Source organism: Pseudaestuariivita rosea (genome assembly GCF_017592335.1).
GTDB classification, from domain to species: domain Bacteria; phylum Pseudomonadota; class Alphaproteobacteria; order Rhodobacterales; family Rhodobacteraceae; genus Parasulfitobacter; species Parasulfitobacter rosea.
Genome location: NZ_JACNMP010000001.1, coordinates 120853 through 137626 on the forward strand (window position 1 = coordinate 120853; position 16774 = coordinate 137626).

Consider the following 16774-nt stretch of genomic DNA (forward strand, 5'->3'; position numbering starts at 1 on the left):
AAAGGTTAATCTATTCTTAACCGGAACGAATAATCAGATTTCAATCTGTTTGTTCAGGCCCAAAGGCTTTTTCAACGCTTCTTTGGCTTCGATTTGGTCCCTTTTCCAGTGAACTTCGACGATAGCCCCCTTCTTTTCGGGTGCTTCGCGGCCAATCAGAAAGGGGTCGGTGCCATTTGTAAATTCAAGCGCAGCGCCTGATCGTTCCAGCAGCGTTTTTGCAATGAACAGACCCAGCCCCATACCTTCATAGCCCGGACGTTCAGCAAGATCAGGCGGGTTTTTGCGCCGCCGCATAAACGGATCGCCCAACCGTCCGATAACGTGAAAGGGATAGCCGGGTCCGTCGTCAGCGATAATAAGACTGACACGATCGTCGGACCAGTGTGCCTCGATCCAGACTTTGTCTTTTGAAAAATCGACCGCGTTCTGAACCAGGTTACGGATTCCATGGATAATTTCGGGCCGCCTGATAATAATTGGTTGTTTCGTTTCTCCCCCACCCACTGGGGATATTTCGAAATTGATGTTCTTGCCGCGTTCAAGATGGGGCTCTGCGGCTTCCCGGATTACTGTAGACAGCGGAGCTGATCGCAGATGTAGATCATCTTTGCCGGCCCGGCCCATCGATCTTAGGATATCGCGGCACCGGTCGGCCTGATCGCGGATCAGTTTGGCGTCTTCACGCAGATGTTCGCTGTCGCCCAGTTCATCCATCAGTTCGGCACTGACCAGTTTTATGGTGGCCAACGGTGTTCCCAGTTCATGCGCTGTGGCAGCGACGACTCCGCCCAGATCCGTCAGTTTTTGTTCGCGGGCCAAGGCCATTTGCGTCGCCAAAAGCGCTTTAGACATGGTTTGCATTTCATTTGTGACACGCCGCGCATAAACGGCCAGGAAGATCAGCCCGATGACAAGTGCGACCCAAAACCCGAACAAAAAGATATCCGGGATACGCAGGATCGACCCATCTTCGGTTCGAAGCGGTATATGAAATATCGCCAGCACCGTGACTGCAGCCAGTGCAACAGCCCCTAAAAAGAACGTGGATCGCAGATTCAAAACAGCGGCCGAGATTGTGACCGGCGCCAGGATCAAAACTGCAAACGGGTTGTGCAGACCGCCCGTCAGATAAAGCAATGCTGATAGCTGGCAGATATCGAACAGGATCATCGACATCGCCTCGGTTTCGGACAGGCGTTTGTTTTCGGGAAAGACGAATATCGAAATCAGATTGGCCAGAATCGACGCGCCCACCACCAGATAGCACAGGCTTAGTTCAAGCTGCAGATTGTAAAGACGTTGGGCGACATTGATCGCGATGATCTGGCCCAGGATCGCCGACCATCTTAGCAGGATCAGGGTTCTTAACCTGATCCAGTCGCTGCCGCGCTCCTGTTCGAATAATCCTATACTTGCGTCTGACATTCATTCGCCTATAGCTGCGCTGCGTCATGTTGTTTCATTGTTATTCGTCAACCGAATACCCATCAATCATGGTATCAAACAAGCAAAGGGCAAGATATGGCACGTGGATTTGCAATTGCTGCAGCGGCGGGCGTGACGGCTTTGGTGGCCGGAACTGTTCTTATCACATCCATTTCTGTACCGGCTGACCGGTTCCAGCACTGTCGCACCGCTACGATTATGGGTGGAACTGCCTCGGTTGGTGGTCCGTTCACTTTGGTCAATCAGCAGGGCGAAACCGTAACCGATGCTGATGTGATAACCGAGCCATCCTTGATTTACTTCGGATATACCTTTTGCCCCGACGTCTGCCCGCTGGATGTTGCCCGAAATGTCGAGGCGATCAGCATTTTGGAAGAAGAGCAAAACAAAATCATCACGCCGATCTTTATTTCGATCGACCCGGAACGGGATACACCTGAAGTCGTCGGTGATTTTGCTGCCAATCATCACGAACGCATGGTCGGTCTGACGGGTAGTCTGGAACAGGTTGCGGCGGCCTCAAAAACCTACCGTACACATTTTGCCAAGCAGGACGGTGATCCGCAATACTATCTGGTGAATCACTCGACCCTCAGCTACCTTGTTTTCCCTGAAGACGGCTTTGTTCAGCATTTCGATCGAACGTTGCGGCCCGAACAAATGGCTGATCAGCTGGCTTGCTTTATCGACGCTGCGTAAAGGTCACTGCCAGGGCTGGTCTGGTCCCTATACTGCCCTAGGTAAAAGAAAAACTTTGGGATTATGGGTAATGGCCGAGCATAAGCTGCGTGAAATAGGCGAAGACAAGACGCTTCTTCTGCTGGATGATGACGAACCGTTTTTGCGGCGCCTTGCAAAAGCAATGGAAAAGCGCGGGTTTCAACCCGAAATGGCGCAGACCGTGACCGCCGGCAAGGCCATTGCAACGGGTCGCCCGCCTGCCTACGCCGTTGTCGACCTGCGGCTGGAAGATGGCAATGGGTTGGATGTTGTCGAGGTTTTGCGCGAAAAGCGACCCGACTGTAAAATCGTGGTTCTGACGGGATATGGTGCAATCGCGACGGCCGTTGCAGCGGTCAAGATCGGGGCGACAGATTATCTGTCAAAGCCCGCCGATGCCAACGATATCACAAATGCACTTCTGTCATCCGCAGACGAACTGCCGCCACCCCCTGAAAATCCCATGTCGGCTGACCGTGTTCGGTGGGAACATATTCAACGGGTTTATGAACTGTGTGATCGCAATGTTTCTGAAACAGCCCGCCGTCTGAATATGCACAGACGCACTTTGCAGCGCATTCTGGCAAAACGTTCACCGCGCTAAATCGGTCATAAAAACCTAAATTCTCAAGTAAATACAGGCAGTCAGATTGCTCTGACTGCCCGATAAATTGAAATAGGTCTGGTGAATGAAATGCGCGGGTCGCTGTATGGGGTGGTCTGGAACAAAATGTATCTTTGAAACAGCAATTATTTGGCAAATTTAAAACTTATCTGTCGATTCTATGAAGTTTTTGTAACAGAAGATCGCACAGGCCTCATAAAGACTCGCATCGACGTAAAAGAAGCATTAAACACAGTGTTGGGGATCGCTTAGAATTGGGATGTGTGCGATGTTGAATAGCTATGGTCTAAGTGCGGCAGATATACTGGAAATGCCCGACACTGAGATTACAGAATTTATTCGACAACGCATAGCTTCACATAGTTTAAGCCCCATCGTAAAATCACTGAACAACGATGCTTTGTCCGATAATGAATCGGTCAAAAAGACGGCCCTGATGGCCTTGGAACGTCTGGGCTTTGTGACCTGCGATTCTGATTAGACAGCGCCGTTTGACAGTTTTGCGGAATTATTCGTCAAATTGGCACCTGCAACTTTTACAAAAATGACATAATACCGTTACCGGATTGTCAGCTATCTGGGACACCTCCGATCTATCAAAAGAAACGGAGATAAAAGTGCCCACACGTCTGATCTGTCTGACTTCCACAATCGCACTGCTGGCTGGTACAGCGGTCGCCGATATGAATTTCAATCGCATCGCGTCATTTGAGACGGTCAATAACATGACTGATGGGGCGGATCGATCACAGGAAAGCTCGGCCGAGATTATTGCTGCCACCGAGAACGGCATGACTTTGGTCTATACCGATAGCCCGTTGGGCGTTCTTGGGGTTATCGATATTACTGACCCTGCTGAGCCTCAGGCGCTGGGAAACATTGCGCTGGGCGGTGAACCGACGTCAGTTGTCATTCTTGGCAATCAGGCGATTGTCGGGGTGAACACATCGGAAAGCTATACCGACCCGTCGGGCCATCTGGCTGCAATCGATTTGTCATCGCGCGATCAGGCTGCCCGCTGTGATTTGGGTGGTCAGCCTGACTCGGTTGCCATGGCACCAGATGGGTCGTTTGTTTCGGTCGCTATCGAAAATGAACGGGACGAAGATCTGGGGGATGGCCGCACCGGCCAATTGCCTGCCGGCACACTGGTCATGATCGATATCGCGGATGGCACATTAAACTGCGATAGTCTGCGTCGCTCAGATCTGACCGGTCTGGCACAGGTGTCGCCCGAAGACCCCGAGCCGGAGTTTATCGATATCAACGACCTGGGCGAAACGGTCATCAGCCTTCAGGAAAACAACCACATGGTCGTCGTTGCGCGCGATGGTGCTGTCGTAAGTCATTTCTCAGCCGGCGCAGTCGATCTGCAAAATGTTGATACGCGGGAAGAGGGCGCGCTGACCTTTGACAGCAATCTAGTCGGTGTCGTGCGCGAACCGGACGCCGTCAAATGGATCGATGACGATCACTTTGCCACCGCGAACGAAGGTGACATGGACGGCGGCAGCCGCGGCTGGACTATCTTTAATAAAGACGGCCAGGTCGTTTACGAAAGCGGCATGACTTTTGAAAACGCTGTGATCCAGATCGGCCACTACCCCGAAGATCGGTCGGGCAACAAAGGCGTCGAACCTGAATCCATTGAAACAGCGACCTTCGCAAACACCCCGATCGTCTTTGTGGGCGCCGAACGGGCCTCGGTCGTTGGTGTTTACGATGTAAGCGATCTGTCCGCACCGGTTCTAAGGCAACTTCTGCCATCGGGCATCGGGCCGGAAGGGTATGTCGCCATCCCCGACCGCAACCTGCTGATTTCCGCGAATGAGGTCGACCTGGGCCCCGACGGCGGTGTGCGCAGCCATGTGATGATTTTTGAATATGCCGAAGGTGACGCCGCCTATCCCATGCTGACCTCGGCCGGTATTTCCCAACCAAACGGTGCACCGGTCGGATGGGGCGCGATTTCTGGCATGGTCGCCGATGATGATGGCATGATCTATGCGGTCAACGACAGCTTTTATGCACAGCAGCCGACGATTTTTCAGATCAATCCGTCTTCTACCCCCGCCCGCATTGTTCAGGCGATCCGTATTACGCGTGGTGGCTTTCCAGCCCAAAAACTGGATCTTGAAGGCATCACACTGGACGGCGAAGGCGGATTTTGGGTCGCGTCCGAAGGTCGGACAGATCGGGTCATCCCCCACGCACTGTATCATGTGAATGCCGAAGGTGAGATTGAAGCCGAGATCGGCTTGCCCGCCGAATTGATGGCGGTTGAGCGCCGCTTTGGTTTCGAAGGCATCACGAAAGTTGGCGACACCCTATGGATGGCCGTTCAGCGCGAATGGCGCGATGATCCTGAAAACCACGTGAAACTGGTGTCTTACAATATCAAGACCGAAGAATGGGGTGCCGTTCACTATGTCAAAGCTCAGCCAGATCGTGGTTGGGTCGGCCTGTCTGAAATCACCGCCCATGGCGATCACGTTTACATCGTTGAACGTGACAACCAGATCGGCTCGGCCGCAGTGACCAAGAAAATCTATCGCGTCGCGCTGGATCAGATGCAGCCCGCGCCCTTGGGGGGCGATCTGCCGGTCGTTGAAAAGGAAGAGGTGCGCGATCTGATGAATGATCTGCGGCAGCTGAACGGCTATGTTCAGGACAAGGTCGAAGGTCTGGCGATTTTGCCCGACGGAACCGCTTTTGTTTCGACAGACAACGATGGTGTTGACGATCATTCGGGCGAAACGTTGTTCTTTTCTGTCGGCCAGTTCTGATTGGCGTTTATGAGGGCGCAAAAAGCGCCCTCATCCATATTGTGTGAAATTTCCAAATCGACGCTATATCTTGATTTTTGATATTAGCTTCGACCTGAAAGTTATTGAAATTAACAGGTTTTCTGAATTCAGAAGCTGTGTTATGGTCTGCAAAACAAATCAATAAGGTCAGCCACAAAAAATCGGCGGCCAGAGGCAGAAAAAGGGCAGTCCCGTGATCACACGTCTATGGCGGTGTGTCCGTCAATTTGTATTTATTATTTCGCTACTCTGTTTTGCGGTAGTGTCTTCGCCTGCATCAGCTGCACCCTATGCGGCGATGGTGATGGACGCGCGGTCGGGCGAGGTTTTACATTCACGTAACGCCGATACGCGTCTTCATCCGGCATCACTGACAAAAATGATGACACTTTATATCGCGTTCGAAGCTGTGCAACGCGGTGAAATTACGATGGACACCAAAGTTCTGATTTCGCGAAAGGCTGCGGCTGAACCCCCGTCAAAGATCGGCCTGAAACCAGGGCAACGGATCGAGCTTAGGTATCTGGTGCGCGCAGCAGCAATCAAATCCGCAAATGACGCTGCCACTGCGATTGGTGAAGCTATTTCCGGGTCTGAGGCCGCCTTTGCCCGCCGGATGAACCGCACGGCCAAGGCGCTGGGCATGACCCGGACCACGTTCAAGAATGCGCATGGCCTGACCGAAGCCGGACATCTGTCGACCGCACGTGACATGACTAATCTGGGGCGTCGGTTGTTCTATGATTATCCTCAATACTACAACATTTTCAGCCGTCGCAGCACTGATGCGGGCATTCGCAAAGTTAGTAACACCAATACGCGCCTGCTGGATGCCTATGAAGGGGCGGATGGTATCAAGACCGGCTATACCCGAGCGGCCGGTTTCAACCTGGTTGCATCGGCTGAAAAGGGCAATGAACGCATCATCGCAACGGTCTTTGGCGGCAATTCAACAGCATCGCGAAACAAACGCGTTGCCGAATTGCTGGACATGGGTTTTAACCGGGCGCCTACCCGTGTCGCAGTCCGTAAACCTACGCCGCCGGTTTACTCTGATGGACGTCGTCAGGTGGCTACGGCTGTCAGTCGCAGCTTGCGCCCACAATCGCGTCCCGATGTGCCACGGTATGACGATGCTATTGAGCTTGCGTTGCAAGATGGTATTCAGCAGGCCGTTGAACAGGCGATCACCGCAAATAGTTTTGCCGCGACCGAAACCGTTCGACCGCAGCCGCGACCGCAACAGGTTGCCATGGCCGCCGTGCGACCCGAAGCCACGCGCGCCATTACATCCCAGATCGTGACCCGTGTATCGACGTCCGGTGATCGGCATTGGGGCATCAATATCGGCCGCTATGGATCACGACATGAAGCCGAACGCGTCTTGTTGCGCACGGCACTTGCGGAAACGAACACATTGGATGGTGCTTTGCGCAAGGTGGTCAAACAAAGAAGTGGCTTCGACGCCAACTTCCTTGGAATGACCAAAGGCACTGCATCACAGGCCTGCCGTCGGCTTGAGGCGCGTAGCATTGATTGTAAAGTTGTAGGTCCAGGCTGATTTTGGCAGCTTGGATTAGCGCCTAGCCATACTCTGGTCCCAGATCTTTCGTGGTCAGGTCAATCCAATGGTGGTTCAACCATTCGCAGGGTCGTGAATACCGCAGCCAGGATCCTTTGTAGCCGTTCACAGCCTCGGGCATTTTTGGCCTGCCATGAAAGCAGACGACTCGGGCGTTCAGCGGCAAAATCGGATCGCGCAGATAATTCACGGGCGGCAGACCAAGGCAATCGTGTTTGAAGCTGACGACCATATCCGCCGGTAGATATGTGAAATCATCCCGCTCTTGCGCCTTGGTTGAGGTATATCGTTGTTCTGATCCGCGTGCTTTTTCGACTTCACGGGTCGGGTTTTGGGCCAGATCGTTGTACAGATACCCGTGCCGCGACGGATCGAACCGAAAAACGGATCCATGTCCGGTTGTTCGGCCGCGCCGCGCCTCGACCCAGTCTGCCCGCATCGCGACCTTGCCGGGATCTATGGTCAGCAATGGTTCCAGATCGCCAGTGATAACCACGTCCAGATCAAACCCCAGCAAAGAACCATCCAGGTCGGGGATCAGCCCCTGTCGAAACAAACTGATCTTGCGCATGGCGCCTTGACGGTTAGCCACGGCGAGTGCTGCGTTCATTTCGTCATGGAATGGTTCTTGCGGCAGTGTCAGGATTTCAACATCCGGGTGGATACCGTCTGCATGTTCCGTCATGCAGAAAAAGCGAACATCGCGCGCAAGGTTACGCCGGACGCCCGAATAAAGCCGGTTCACATACTCTGGCCCGAAAAGGGTACCCCATTTGATGCAAATGATGTTCGCGGTTTCCATCATCGCCCCTTACCGCGTCCGAGGATAAGCGGCAAGAATGCTTATGCGACCGGCATACGGCTTTCGATGATTTCCGCCCACCAACTGCATCCTGCAGGAATGGCGGCATCGTCGAAGTTATATTTCGGATGATGAACCGGGGCTGAATCGCCATTTCCGACCAGAATATACGCACCTGGCCGCGCGTTCAGCATAAAGGCAAAGTCCTCACCCCCCATAATCAGCGGCGCATCATTGCACTGGCCACTGACCTTTCGTGCCACATCGGCCGCAAAATCCGTTTCCGCCGGATTATTCACCATCACCGGATAAGCGCGAATGTAGTTTACATCTGCTGTTGCCCCAAAAGTCTGGGCGGTTTGTTCAGCGATGTGAATCAGACGCGCTTCCGCCAGGTCCTGTACGTCGTTGTCCAATGTCCGAACCGTGCCCTTCAGCATAACGGTTTCCGGTATGACATTATGGGCATTACTGCTGGTTTCAAAAGATGTCACAGACACTACGACCTGTTTGACCGGATCAACATTGCGGCTGGCAATTGTCTGTAGCGCCAGAACAATGTGGCTGGCAACAACCGTTGTGTCGATTGTCTCATGCGGTTTGGCCGCATGGCCACCCTTGCCCGTCACTGTGATCGTGAATTGATCCGCGGCTGCAAAGAACGGCCCCGGACGAATTGAAAATTCACCCTGCGCAAGACCGGGCCAATTGTGCATGCCGTAAACTTCCTGAATGCCGAAACGGTCCATCAGCCCATCTTCGACCATTTCACGACCACCCCCACCGCCTTCCTCAGCGGGCTGGAAGATCACGATGGCGGTGCCGTCGAAATTGCGCGTCTCGGCCAGGTATTTCGCAGCGCCAAGCAGCATTGAGGTATGGCCGTCATGCCCACAGGCGTGCATCTTACCATCGGTTTTGGAGGCATAGGGCAAATCTGTCGCCTCATGGATCGGCAGCGCATCCATATCGGCACGCAGTCCGATCACGCGCCCCGATGTGTCAGACCTACCCTTGATGACACCGACCACACCCGTTCGCCCCATGCCGGTCGCGACCTCATCACACCCAAAGCTGCGCAGCTTTTCTTCGACAAAGGCCGAGGTTTGGTGGGTGTCAAACATCAGCTCGGGATTTTCGTGCAGATGACGACGCCAGCCTGTGATTTCGTCATGCATTTCAGCAAAACGGTTCTTGATGGGCATTAGAATCCCTTTCAGGTTAGTCCATTGATTTTCTGATACGACGTACCAAAAGCCAGACGACCAGAATGACCAATGGTGTGACAATTGCGGTCTGGGCCAGTTTAGACAGATCCGTCAGATCGCCAACTGGCCCCAGCATATAGATCACAAGGTTCACTGCATAGTAACTGATTGCAACAACCGACAGCCCTTCGACTGTGCGCTGCAGCCGCAATTGCAGATCGGCGCGGCGGTCCATGCTTTCCAGCAATGACTGGTTCTGGGCGGATCGTTCGACGTCAACGCGCGTCCGCAGCAGGTTCGCAGCGCGAATGGCACCTTCTGCCATGGCGGACAGACGCCGTTCCGAGGCCTTGACCGTTCGCATTGCCGGATCAAAGCGGCGCATCATGAATTCCTGAAAGGTTTGTCGCCCGCCAAAGCGCTCTTCGCGCAGAACATTGATGCGCTGATGCACAATGGCCTCATAGGCGCCCGTTGCCCCAAATCGGAATGCGCTTTGTGCAATCATGTTTTCCAGTTCGGCTGAAATTGCCAACAGTGTTTTCAGGGTCTTGTCTGCATCGCTGACCGGATGGGTCATGTTCGCGACCAGCTGTGACAGTTCGTTATCAATCGCGCCAATCCGGGCCGACATGTTTCGGACGCGGGCCAGGCCCAGCATGGACATGGCCTTATATGTCTCAATCTCACACACACGTTGAACAATCCGACCGATCCGCCGCGCGCCGGTGCCTTCATTGACGAAAATGGAAAACCGAATGTGACCGGCGGGATCAATCCGGAAATCACCAGCGATGATCGCACAGTCATCCAGAACACTACTGACAGCCAGACTTTCGGCGACATACCACTCCGATAACAGATCCGAGATCTGCCGATCGCTTTTGGGTTTTTCCTCGATCCGTATCAGTGCCGATGTGATACACGCGCCGGGGGCTTCTGCCAGCCAATCGTCGGGGAACGCTTCAAAAATAGCAGGATCAAATGGCCGAGTGCTTACGCCGTCTTCGAACAGAGTGTAGGTTACGAATTCGGTATGTTGTTCCCATTTCAGGGTATGACGCCCCAGTTTTCCGTAATAGTGTGTGGCATCCGGCGGTGGGTGCGGCACGCCATGACGGTCCAACAATGCCAGCAAATGCGCGCGATCTTCTGCACGATCACGTGCGGCAGCATTTGATGGCTGTTTGATGGCCAGGTAAGCCGCCATGCATGGCGCATTCAACGACGGAAACGGCCGAGCGTGTAATTCATTGGTTAGACTGTATCGAAGCGGATGATCTTTCATAAATCCATACTGCGCCAGCTTAGGTTTACTAGAACCTAGTCGTTCCGTCCGCACTGTAAACCAAGAAAAGACATGGATATCTTATACTTAATCGTACACGACAGTATGCGATGCGTGCATTCCTGGGTCTTCCTGTTTAGCCACCTAGTGTATAACGATGGATTTCATGAAAGAATCCAGCGCTGTCTTCCCCGACAAGTGTTACATCTTTGATCTCAAACGGACTTGGCAAAACAGGTTTTAAAAGTGGCTCGAGTTTCGCCTTTATTTGGCCAATCGCATCGGTGCCCAAAGGTCCGGTCAGTGTTAGATGGAATCTGAATTCGTCCAGTACATAGGGATATCCCCAGGCCATCAAAAGCTTTTCCTGTTTTTCGCTAAGCCCCGCCTTTCGGCGTTTATCCAATTCGGCCTGTGACGGCATTGCGCGAAAATCGTCCAGTTCCTGCACCAGGCGGTCAGCTAAAATTGTAAGTTCTGCAGAAGGTCGAGATGGTGTCAAAGCCAGAAAATAGCCCAAGAATGAAAGGTTTAGACTGTTTAGTCTGACCGTCGGCAATGACGGCGCGATGGATAAAAGTGCTTGGTGAAGTTCGTCAAAGCTTTTGTCTAGCGCCAGTCTAAATGGCGGTTTCAGCGTTCCGTGAAATCCGTAAGGTCTTGGACGTTCGGTGATCGCGGACAGATCGACAGAAGCCAATGGCGGCTGCGTCACCCTTTGACCTTGGGCGATGTCCCACCCCAACCAAGCGGCTCCAAAATCGGCCAGGTCACCCTGTTCAGGTGTATAGTAAACAGCATAACGCTTGAAATTCATCGCGGTGTCAGTCTTGGTTTTTAAGCCTTCATCCTAAGATGTTGTATGACATTAGTATGAAGGGATGCAGTTCACCTGATAGCTTGTGTGAATGAATTGCATTTTTCAATGCGACCGGACCACAGAAGTGAGTCGGAGCTTTAAAATTGGTTATTATTCTCTGAACGATTCTCAGGCATTTTGGGCTGTCATGCATGCGACAAGCGACTTGAATTGTGGCCATTATTCATAAGTTGCCACATTTAAACGATAATTTGTTTCCCTATTGGAAACCATGTCCTTCTGTGTCATAGATCAGGTGAAAACCACTGTAATTTCCTTAAAATACAGGGGTGTCCGTCTTTAGGACACGACTGGGACAAGGACTGTTAGTGGCCGTTGAAAGGCGGATAGTACGATCAATACTTTTACTTTACGTGTGTGTGTTCGCCTTAATTAAGCCGCTATAATACCAAATTGTGGGCGTCCTTTTCACAAAAAAATCACCTTAAGTATCGTTAGTAAATTGTTGATACTAGTGAAGACCAAACTGGGGATGGGCATCCTATGGCAGTAAACCAAGAGGCTGAAAAGCCGGACGACGACGAGTTTGTAGATGAGTTAACGCCGGGCACGAAGTTGCTTCAGGGTCAGTACACCATCACAAAATTTATCAATAGCGGTGGATTTGGCATCACTTATCTGGCCAAAGACAGCCTTGATCGTGACGTCGTTATCAAAGAGTGTTTTCCAAGCGCATTCTGCCGCCGCAGCAATACGATTGTTGGGGCGCGTTCGCGTGCACATCAAAGTGAATTCAAGTCAATTGTTAAGCTTTTCGTTCAGGAAGCGAAAAGTCAGTCGAAACTGATCCATCCTAACATTGTTGGCGTTCACCAGGTTTTCGAAGATAACGATACGGCCTATATGGCGCTGGATTTCATCAACGGTCGTGATCTGCTTGAGATCATCGACGATGAAAAAGTCACGTTGACGCCTGACTCGGTCGTATCGATGCTGCGCAAACTTCTGGGCGCTGTTTCATTCATTCATGAACGTGGTGTTTTGCACCGTGATATATCGCCCGATAACATCTTGGTCAGTCAAACCGGCGAACCCATTCTGATCGACTTTGGCGCCGCTCGCGAACAAGCATCGAACAAAAGCCGTGCTTTGTCGGCTTTGCGCGTTGTTAAGGACGGCTACTCGCCACAAGAATTTTATATCGCGGGCAGTAACCAGAATGACTCAAGTGACCTTTATGCCTTGGCTGCGACGTTCTATCATGTGATCACTGGCGAGGCGCCGCCTAACAGTCAGGCCCGCTTGGCAGCGATTGCTGAAGATAGCAAGGATCTTTACGATCCATTGAATGGTCGCATCGATGGGTATCCGCCCAACTTCTTGAAGGCGCTGGATAAAGCCCTTAGCGTGTTGCCAAAAGACCGTATCAAATCCGCCAAAGACTGGCAGGATATTATTGATGGCAAGGTTTTGGACAATGATAAGCCGGTTGAAGCTTCAATCGCACGTCTTCTGGCCGACGAAAAAACTGGCAAAGCACCAGCCAAAGCAACTGCACCTGCTAAGCCAGCAGTAAGTGCTTCCCCTCAGGTCAAAGCTGTACTGGCGCCCGCGAAGAAGAAAAGCAAAATGGGTCTCTTGTTGGGATCGGTTGCTGTTGTTGCGGTTGTGGCCAGTATTGCTACGTTCCAGTTTATGCCGGGCGACACAACCGAAACAACTGCCAACGCGACACCGGTTGTTGAGACGCCGACATCTCAGTCAACATCAGCTGAAGAGTCGGTTATTATTGTAGGACCTGTTAATCAGGCTGCGACTGAAACACCTGTTGAGGCGATTGCCGAAGAAACACCTGCTGCAGAAGAACCTGTAGTTGTCCAGCGCGTTGCCTCTGTTGACGACTCCGTCGCAGTCGAAGGACAGCCCGCAGATGAAATTGCCGAAGTTGTTGCCGGTCAGGTGGCCGAAAACATCGAACCGGAAGAAACAGTAGCAGCTGTTGTAGAAGAGACACCGGTTGTAGAAGAGGCACCTGTTGAAGAGGTTATATCAACCGAAGAAATTGCACAGGTTGCACCTGAGACAGCACCGGAAATCGTTTTCAGCCAACCGGTTGTTCAGGAGCCATCGAACCTTCAGCAGCGCGAAACAGGTGTTTCAGTCGCAGAAGATCAGTTCGCGACGACAAGCTGGAATATCGCGATCCCCTTCCAGACCAGACAGAGTCAGACGGACGGTGGTGAATTCCCGGTCATTTCATCTGTTTCACCCGCAGCGCAAGCAATTCCACAAGGTGAATGGTTGGCCGAAGATATCATTATCTACGCTGTAAATGGCGAATGGGTCAGCGACGGTGTAACCATTTCAGATATCCTTATGCAATCACCCGATCTGGGTCAGGATCAGTTTGTTTACGCAGACGTCCGAATGAAAATGACTGCAGAAAGCCAGTTTGAACACAACACTCTGGCGGTGCCGGTGTCTCGTACGCTTGAATTGAAAAACGGTGTCAACATGAACGTCGATTTCATTGATGGTCAATGGCGCACAACCGTCACAAGTGTTAATGATGAGACAATGACCGATCTGCGTGCTGGCGATGTTTTGGTTGCTGAAGCCAGCACTGGTCGTGAACTGACCACATCGCAAAGTCTTGAATTCCTGCTAAGACGTTTTGCACGTGATCAGATCGCCCAGGCGGAGTTCACAATCAACCGGAATGGTCTGCAGTCCGACGCCAAAATGCTTCTGGCCGAGGGCAGCTAAAATGTTTCTTGTAGCGCGTACGCCATTGGTGGCCCTGTATATGTCAGTTGTGCCAATACGTAAGAACGTACTAAATAGTCAGCAATCGGGAAAATCATCTGTTTCCGAGCCTATTGTATCTAGTTCTTCTGTTGTGCATTACCGAAACGAAAGGAATTCGGGTGTAGTTGTGTTGAAAACAGCCGGCTCATCCAACCGAGAATGAGGTGACGAAATGATCAGACGTATCAAGCCTCGCAGTGACGACGGGAAACTGAGGTTTATTCAAGAGCTGGTCACAAAGAAAAGTGATCAGGCCGCCGCCAAACAGGAACCTGCGATTCAAAAACCGGCGGATCAATCTGCTGCGCCACAACCGATAGCTGTTGCACAACCTGATCCGTCGCAATCTGCTCGGCCAGAGCAGGTTAATGGGGCAGATAAAGGGATGCCACTCGAGCAGCCGTCTGTTCAAGATTCGGCCAAATCTAATATGTGGGATCTGGCAGAAAAGCAAGAACCGCAAGTTGCAGCTGAACAAGCACCAGCACCTAGCAGCTTAACGCCTTCGGCGGCATCTCTGCCGAGCTCAGATATGCCCGAGGCTGACGGCAGTCGTTCCATGCGCCGCGGTGGCCGCACGAAAACCAGATTGTTAGGCTTTGAACGGTCCAGCGGGCAGCTTGAGGATATCTCTGGTAATCCGGTCACACCAGAGCCAACCCGCGCACCCGCTGCAAAGGCGGATCGCTATCCGGTTGGTTGGATTATCGTTCTGAAAGGTCCGGGCCGCGGACACTCGATGTCTTTGCAAGCCGGTGTGTCGCAAATGGGTCGTGGCGAAGATCAGGCCGTTCAGTTGGATTTCGGCGATATGAGTATTTCGCGCGAAAACCACGCGTCAATTGCTTATGATGACGAGCAGCGCAAATTCTTCATCGGCCATGGCGGCAAATCAAACCTTGTCCGCCTGAATGAAAAGCCGGTGCTGAGTACAGAAGATTTGTATCATGGTGATTTAATCCGTATTGGTGAAACAACACTGTTGTTTCTTGCCTTGTGTGGCGAGAATTTCTCATGGTCAGAAGAAGAAGCCCCAGAAACTACAGACGAGTAAGAAGCTGTGTACGACGTTACGACGGCCATCAGTAGAGGCCAACGGGACTATCAGGAAGATTCGGTTGTAGCCGACTTCAATCTAGGGAATCCATTTGGATTTGCAGTTCTTGCAGACGGTATGGGCGGCCACGCGGCCGGCGATGTCGCCAGCAAGATTGTTGTGACAGAGGTTTTCAGCGAACTGAAGTTTCAGTTTGGTGAGCCTGAAGCGCTTGAAAAAGATATCGCGACGGTTCTACAGGATGTCGCACGCTCAGCGAATGATTGCATCAATGCGCATGTGGAAAAAAATCCCGGACATGAAGGTATGGGGGCAACGCTGGTGGCGCCCGTCCTGTTCGACAGGCGTTTGTACTGGATATCCATCGGCGACTCGCCCCTTTATCTGTTCCGTAAAGGGGTTCTGACGCAGTTGAATGAAGATCATTCAATGGCGCCTCAGATTGATGTCATGGTCAAGACCGGGCAGATCGATGAAGAAACCGCGCGTAATCATCCTGATCGGAATTGTCTGACGTCGGTTTTGATGGGGGATCGTATTCCCAAAATCGACTGTCGTGTCGATCCAACAAAACTGCAGGCTGGTGATATTCTTGTTGTGGCCAGTGATGGTGTGCAGTTTCTGACAGATCGTCAGATTCAAACAACGATCAATCGCAACAAACGCAAATCCAGCTCTCAGATCGCCGAGGCGTTGTTGGGGGCTGTTCATAAGCTGAAAGACCCGGATCAGGACAATATCTCTCTGACGGTCGTCAAGATTACCTGATCCACTTGCTGATACCTAGAATTGGTCATATATTTTGACCAATTCTAGGGGTCACATGCCATTCGAAAAGATAAATCCTGAAAAGCTGTCTCAGTCTGTTGTTCGGCAGATTGAGCTTCTTATTTTGCGTGGCGTTTTGCATCCGGGCGAACGTCTACCGTCTGAACGTGAACTGTCCGAACAACTGGGCGTTTCCAGACCATCGGTTCGTGAGGCGATTTCCGAACTGCAGGATAAAGGTTTGCTGACAAGCCGCGCTAACGCCGGTGTCTATGTCGCCGATGTGCTTGGGTCAGCATTTTCTGACGCCCTGATCAAACTTTTCGCCACCCATGATGAAGCGGTTTTTGATTACATCTCATTCCGTCGCGATATGGAGGGGTTGGCGGCGCAGCGTGCGGCCGAATATGCCTCGGATACAGATTTGAAAGTCATCGCCACGATTTTCGACAAGATGGAACAGGCGCACAGCAAACGGAATCCGACGGATGAGGCGCGCCTGGACGCGGAATTTCATCTGTCGATTATCGAGGCCAGCCATAACGTCGTCATGCTTCACATGATGCGATCGATGTTTGAACTGCTGCGCGAGGGCGTGTTTTATAACCGTCAGATCATGTTTCGGCAAAGAACCACGCGCACTATGCTGCTGCATCAGCATCGCGAGATAAATGATGCCATTCAGGCACGTGATCCGGTAAAAGCAAGACAAGCGGTTGAGGCGCATCTTGATTATGTGGAAGAGGCTTTACGAGGTCAGCAAAAAGCCGAGCACAATGAAAAAATAGCGCGTCAGCGTTTCGAACATGAACAAAGGCGGTAGAAAAAGCCCCAATTTAC

Annotated in this window: 14 protein-coding genes; 9 read left to right on the forward strand and 5 right to left on the reverse strand. The window is 52.0% G+C overall.

Going from position 1 to position 16774, the window contains the following annotated elements:
- Window positions 1-33: 33 nt before the first annotated feature.
- A complete protein-coding gene (gene regB, locus H7848_RS00605; protein WP_208347182.1) occupies window positions 34-1428 on the reverse strand; it encodes a sensor histidine kinase RegB in 1395 nt (464 codons plus the stop codon).
- A 96-nt stretch (window positions 1429-1524) separates the two neighbouring features.
- Here regB and H7848_RS00610 point away from each other — a divergent pair, with 96 nt between their 5' ends.
- The 5 genes from H7848_RS00610 to H7848_RS00630 all read left to right on the forward strand — a co-directional run bounded on the left by H7848_RS00610 (window position 1525) and on the right by H7848_RS00630 (window position 7162).
- Window positions 1525-2148 carry an SCO family protein gene (locus tag H7848_RS00610; RefSeq protein WP_208347184.1) on the forward strand — a complete coding sequence of 208 codons (624 nt, stop codon included), beginning with the start codon at window positions 1525-1527 and terminating at the stop codon, window positions 2146-2148.
- A 70-nt stretch (window positions 2149-2218) separates the two neighbouring features.
- Window positions 2219-2773, forward strand: a complete 555-nt coding sequence (locus H7848_RS00615; protein WP_208347185.1) for an ActR/PrrA/RegA family redox response regulator transcription factor — start codon at window positions 2219-2221, stop codon at window positions 2771-2773.
- Between the two features lie 289 nt (window positions 2774-3062).
- A complete protein-coding gene (locus H7848_RS00620; RefSeq protein WP_208347186.1) occupies window positions 3063-3275 on the forward strand; it encodes a hypothetical protein in 213 nt (70 codons plus the stop codon).
- A 136-nt stretch (window positions 3276-3411) separates the two neighbouring features.
- Window positions 3412-5580, forward strand: a complete 2169-nt coding sequence (locus tag H7848_RS00625; RefSeq protein ID WP_208347187.1) for an esterase-like activity of phytase family protein — start codon at window positions 3412-3414, stop codon at window positions 5578-5580.
- A gap of 319 nt (window positions 5581-5899) precedes the next feature.
- On the forward strand, window positions 5900-7162 hold the full coding sequence (locus H7848_RS00630) for a D-alanyl-D-alanine carboxypeptidase family protein (RefSeq protein WP_208347441.1): 1263 nt from the start codon (window positions 5900-5902) through the stop codon (window positions 7160-7162).
- A 22-nt stretch (window positions 7163-7184) separates the two neighbouring features.
- Here the strand turns inward: H7848_RS00630 and H7848_RS00635 are convergent, their stop codons facing one another.
- From H7848_RS00635 to H7848_RS00650, 4 genes are all read right to left on the reverse strand, one after another.
- Window positions 7185-7988 carry a glycosyl transferase gene (locus H7848_RS00635; protein WP_208347188.1) on the reverse strand — a complete coding sequence of 268 codons (804 nt, stop codon included), beginning with the start codon at window positions 7986-7988 and terminating at the stop codon, window positions 7185-7187.
- A 38-nt stretch (window positions 7989-8026) separates the two neighbouring features.
- Window positions 8027-9190 carry a M20 aminoacylase family protein gene (locus H7848_RS00640; RefSeq protein WP_208347189.1) on the reverse strand — a complete coding sequence of 388 codons (1164 nt, stop codon included), beginning with the start codon at window positions 9188-9190 and terminating at the stop codon, window positions 8027-8029.
- Window positions 9191-9206: 16 nt separating this feature from the next.
- Window positions 9207-10481, reverse strand: a complete 1275-nt coding sequence (locus H7848_RS00645; protein ID WP_208347191.1) for a DUF3422 family protein — start codon at window positions 10479-10481, stop codon at window positions 9207-9209.
- Between the two features lie 136 nt (window positions 10482-10617).
- Window positions 10618-11298: a DUF1045 domain-containing protein gene (locus tag H7848_RS00650; protein ID WP_208347192.1), complete on the reverse strand. Its 681-nt coding sequence runs from the start codon at window positions 11296-11298 to the stop codon at window positions 10618-10620.
- A gap of 546 nt (window positions 11299-11844) precedes the next feature.
- Here H7848_RS00650 and H7848_RS00655 point away from each other — a divergent pair.
- The 4 genes from H7848_RS00655 (at window position 11845) to H7848_RS00670 (ending at window position 16757) form a co-directional block, all read left to right on the forward strand.
- Window positions 11845-14067 carry a serine/threonine protein kinase gene (locus H7848_RS00655; protein ID WP_208347193.1) on the forward strand — a complete coding sequence of 741 codons (2223 nt, stop codon included), beginning with the start codon at window positions 11845-11847 and terminating at the stop codon, window positions 14065-14067.
- 214 nt (window positions 14068-14281) lie between these two features.
- Entirely contained in the window at window positions 14282-15163 is an 882-nt protein-coding gene (locus H7848_RS00660; RefSeq protein WP_237072482.1) for an FHA domain-containing protein, read from the forward strand.
- A 6-nt stretch (window positions 15164-15169) separates the two neighbouring features.
- Window positions 15170-15934 carry a PP2C family protein-serine/threonine phosphatase gene (locus tag H7848_RS00665; RefSeq protein ID WP_336512046.1) on the forward strand — a complete coding sequence of 255 codons (765 nt, stop codon included), beginning with the start codon at window positions 15170-15172 and terminating at the stop codon, window positions 15932-15934.
- A 55-nt stretch (window positions 15935-15989) separates the two neighbouring features.
- Window positions 15990-16757: a FadR/GntR family transcriptional regulator gene (locus H7848_RS00670; RefSeq protein WP_208347195.1), complete on the forward strand. Its 768-nt coding sequence runs from the start codon at window positions 15990-15992 to the stop codon at window positions 16755-16757.
- Window positions 16758-16774: the final 17 nt, after the last annotated feature.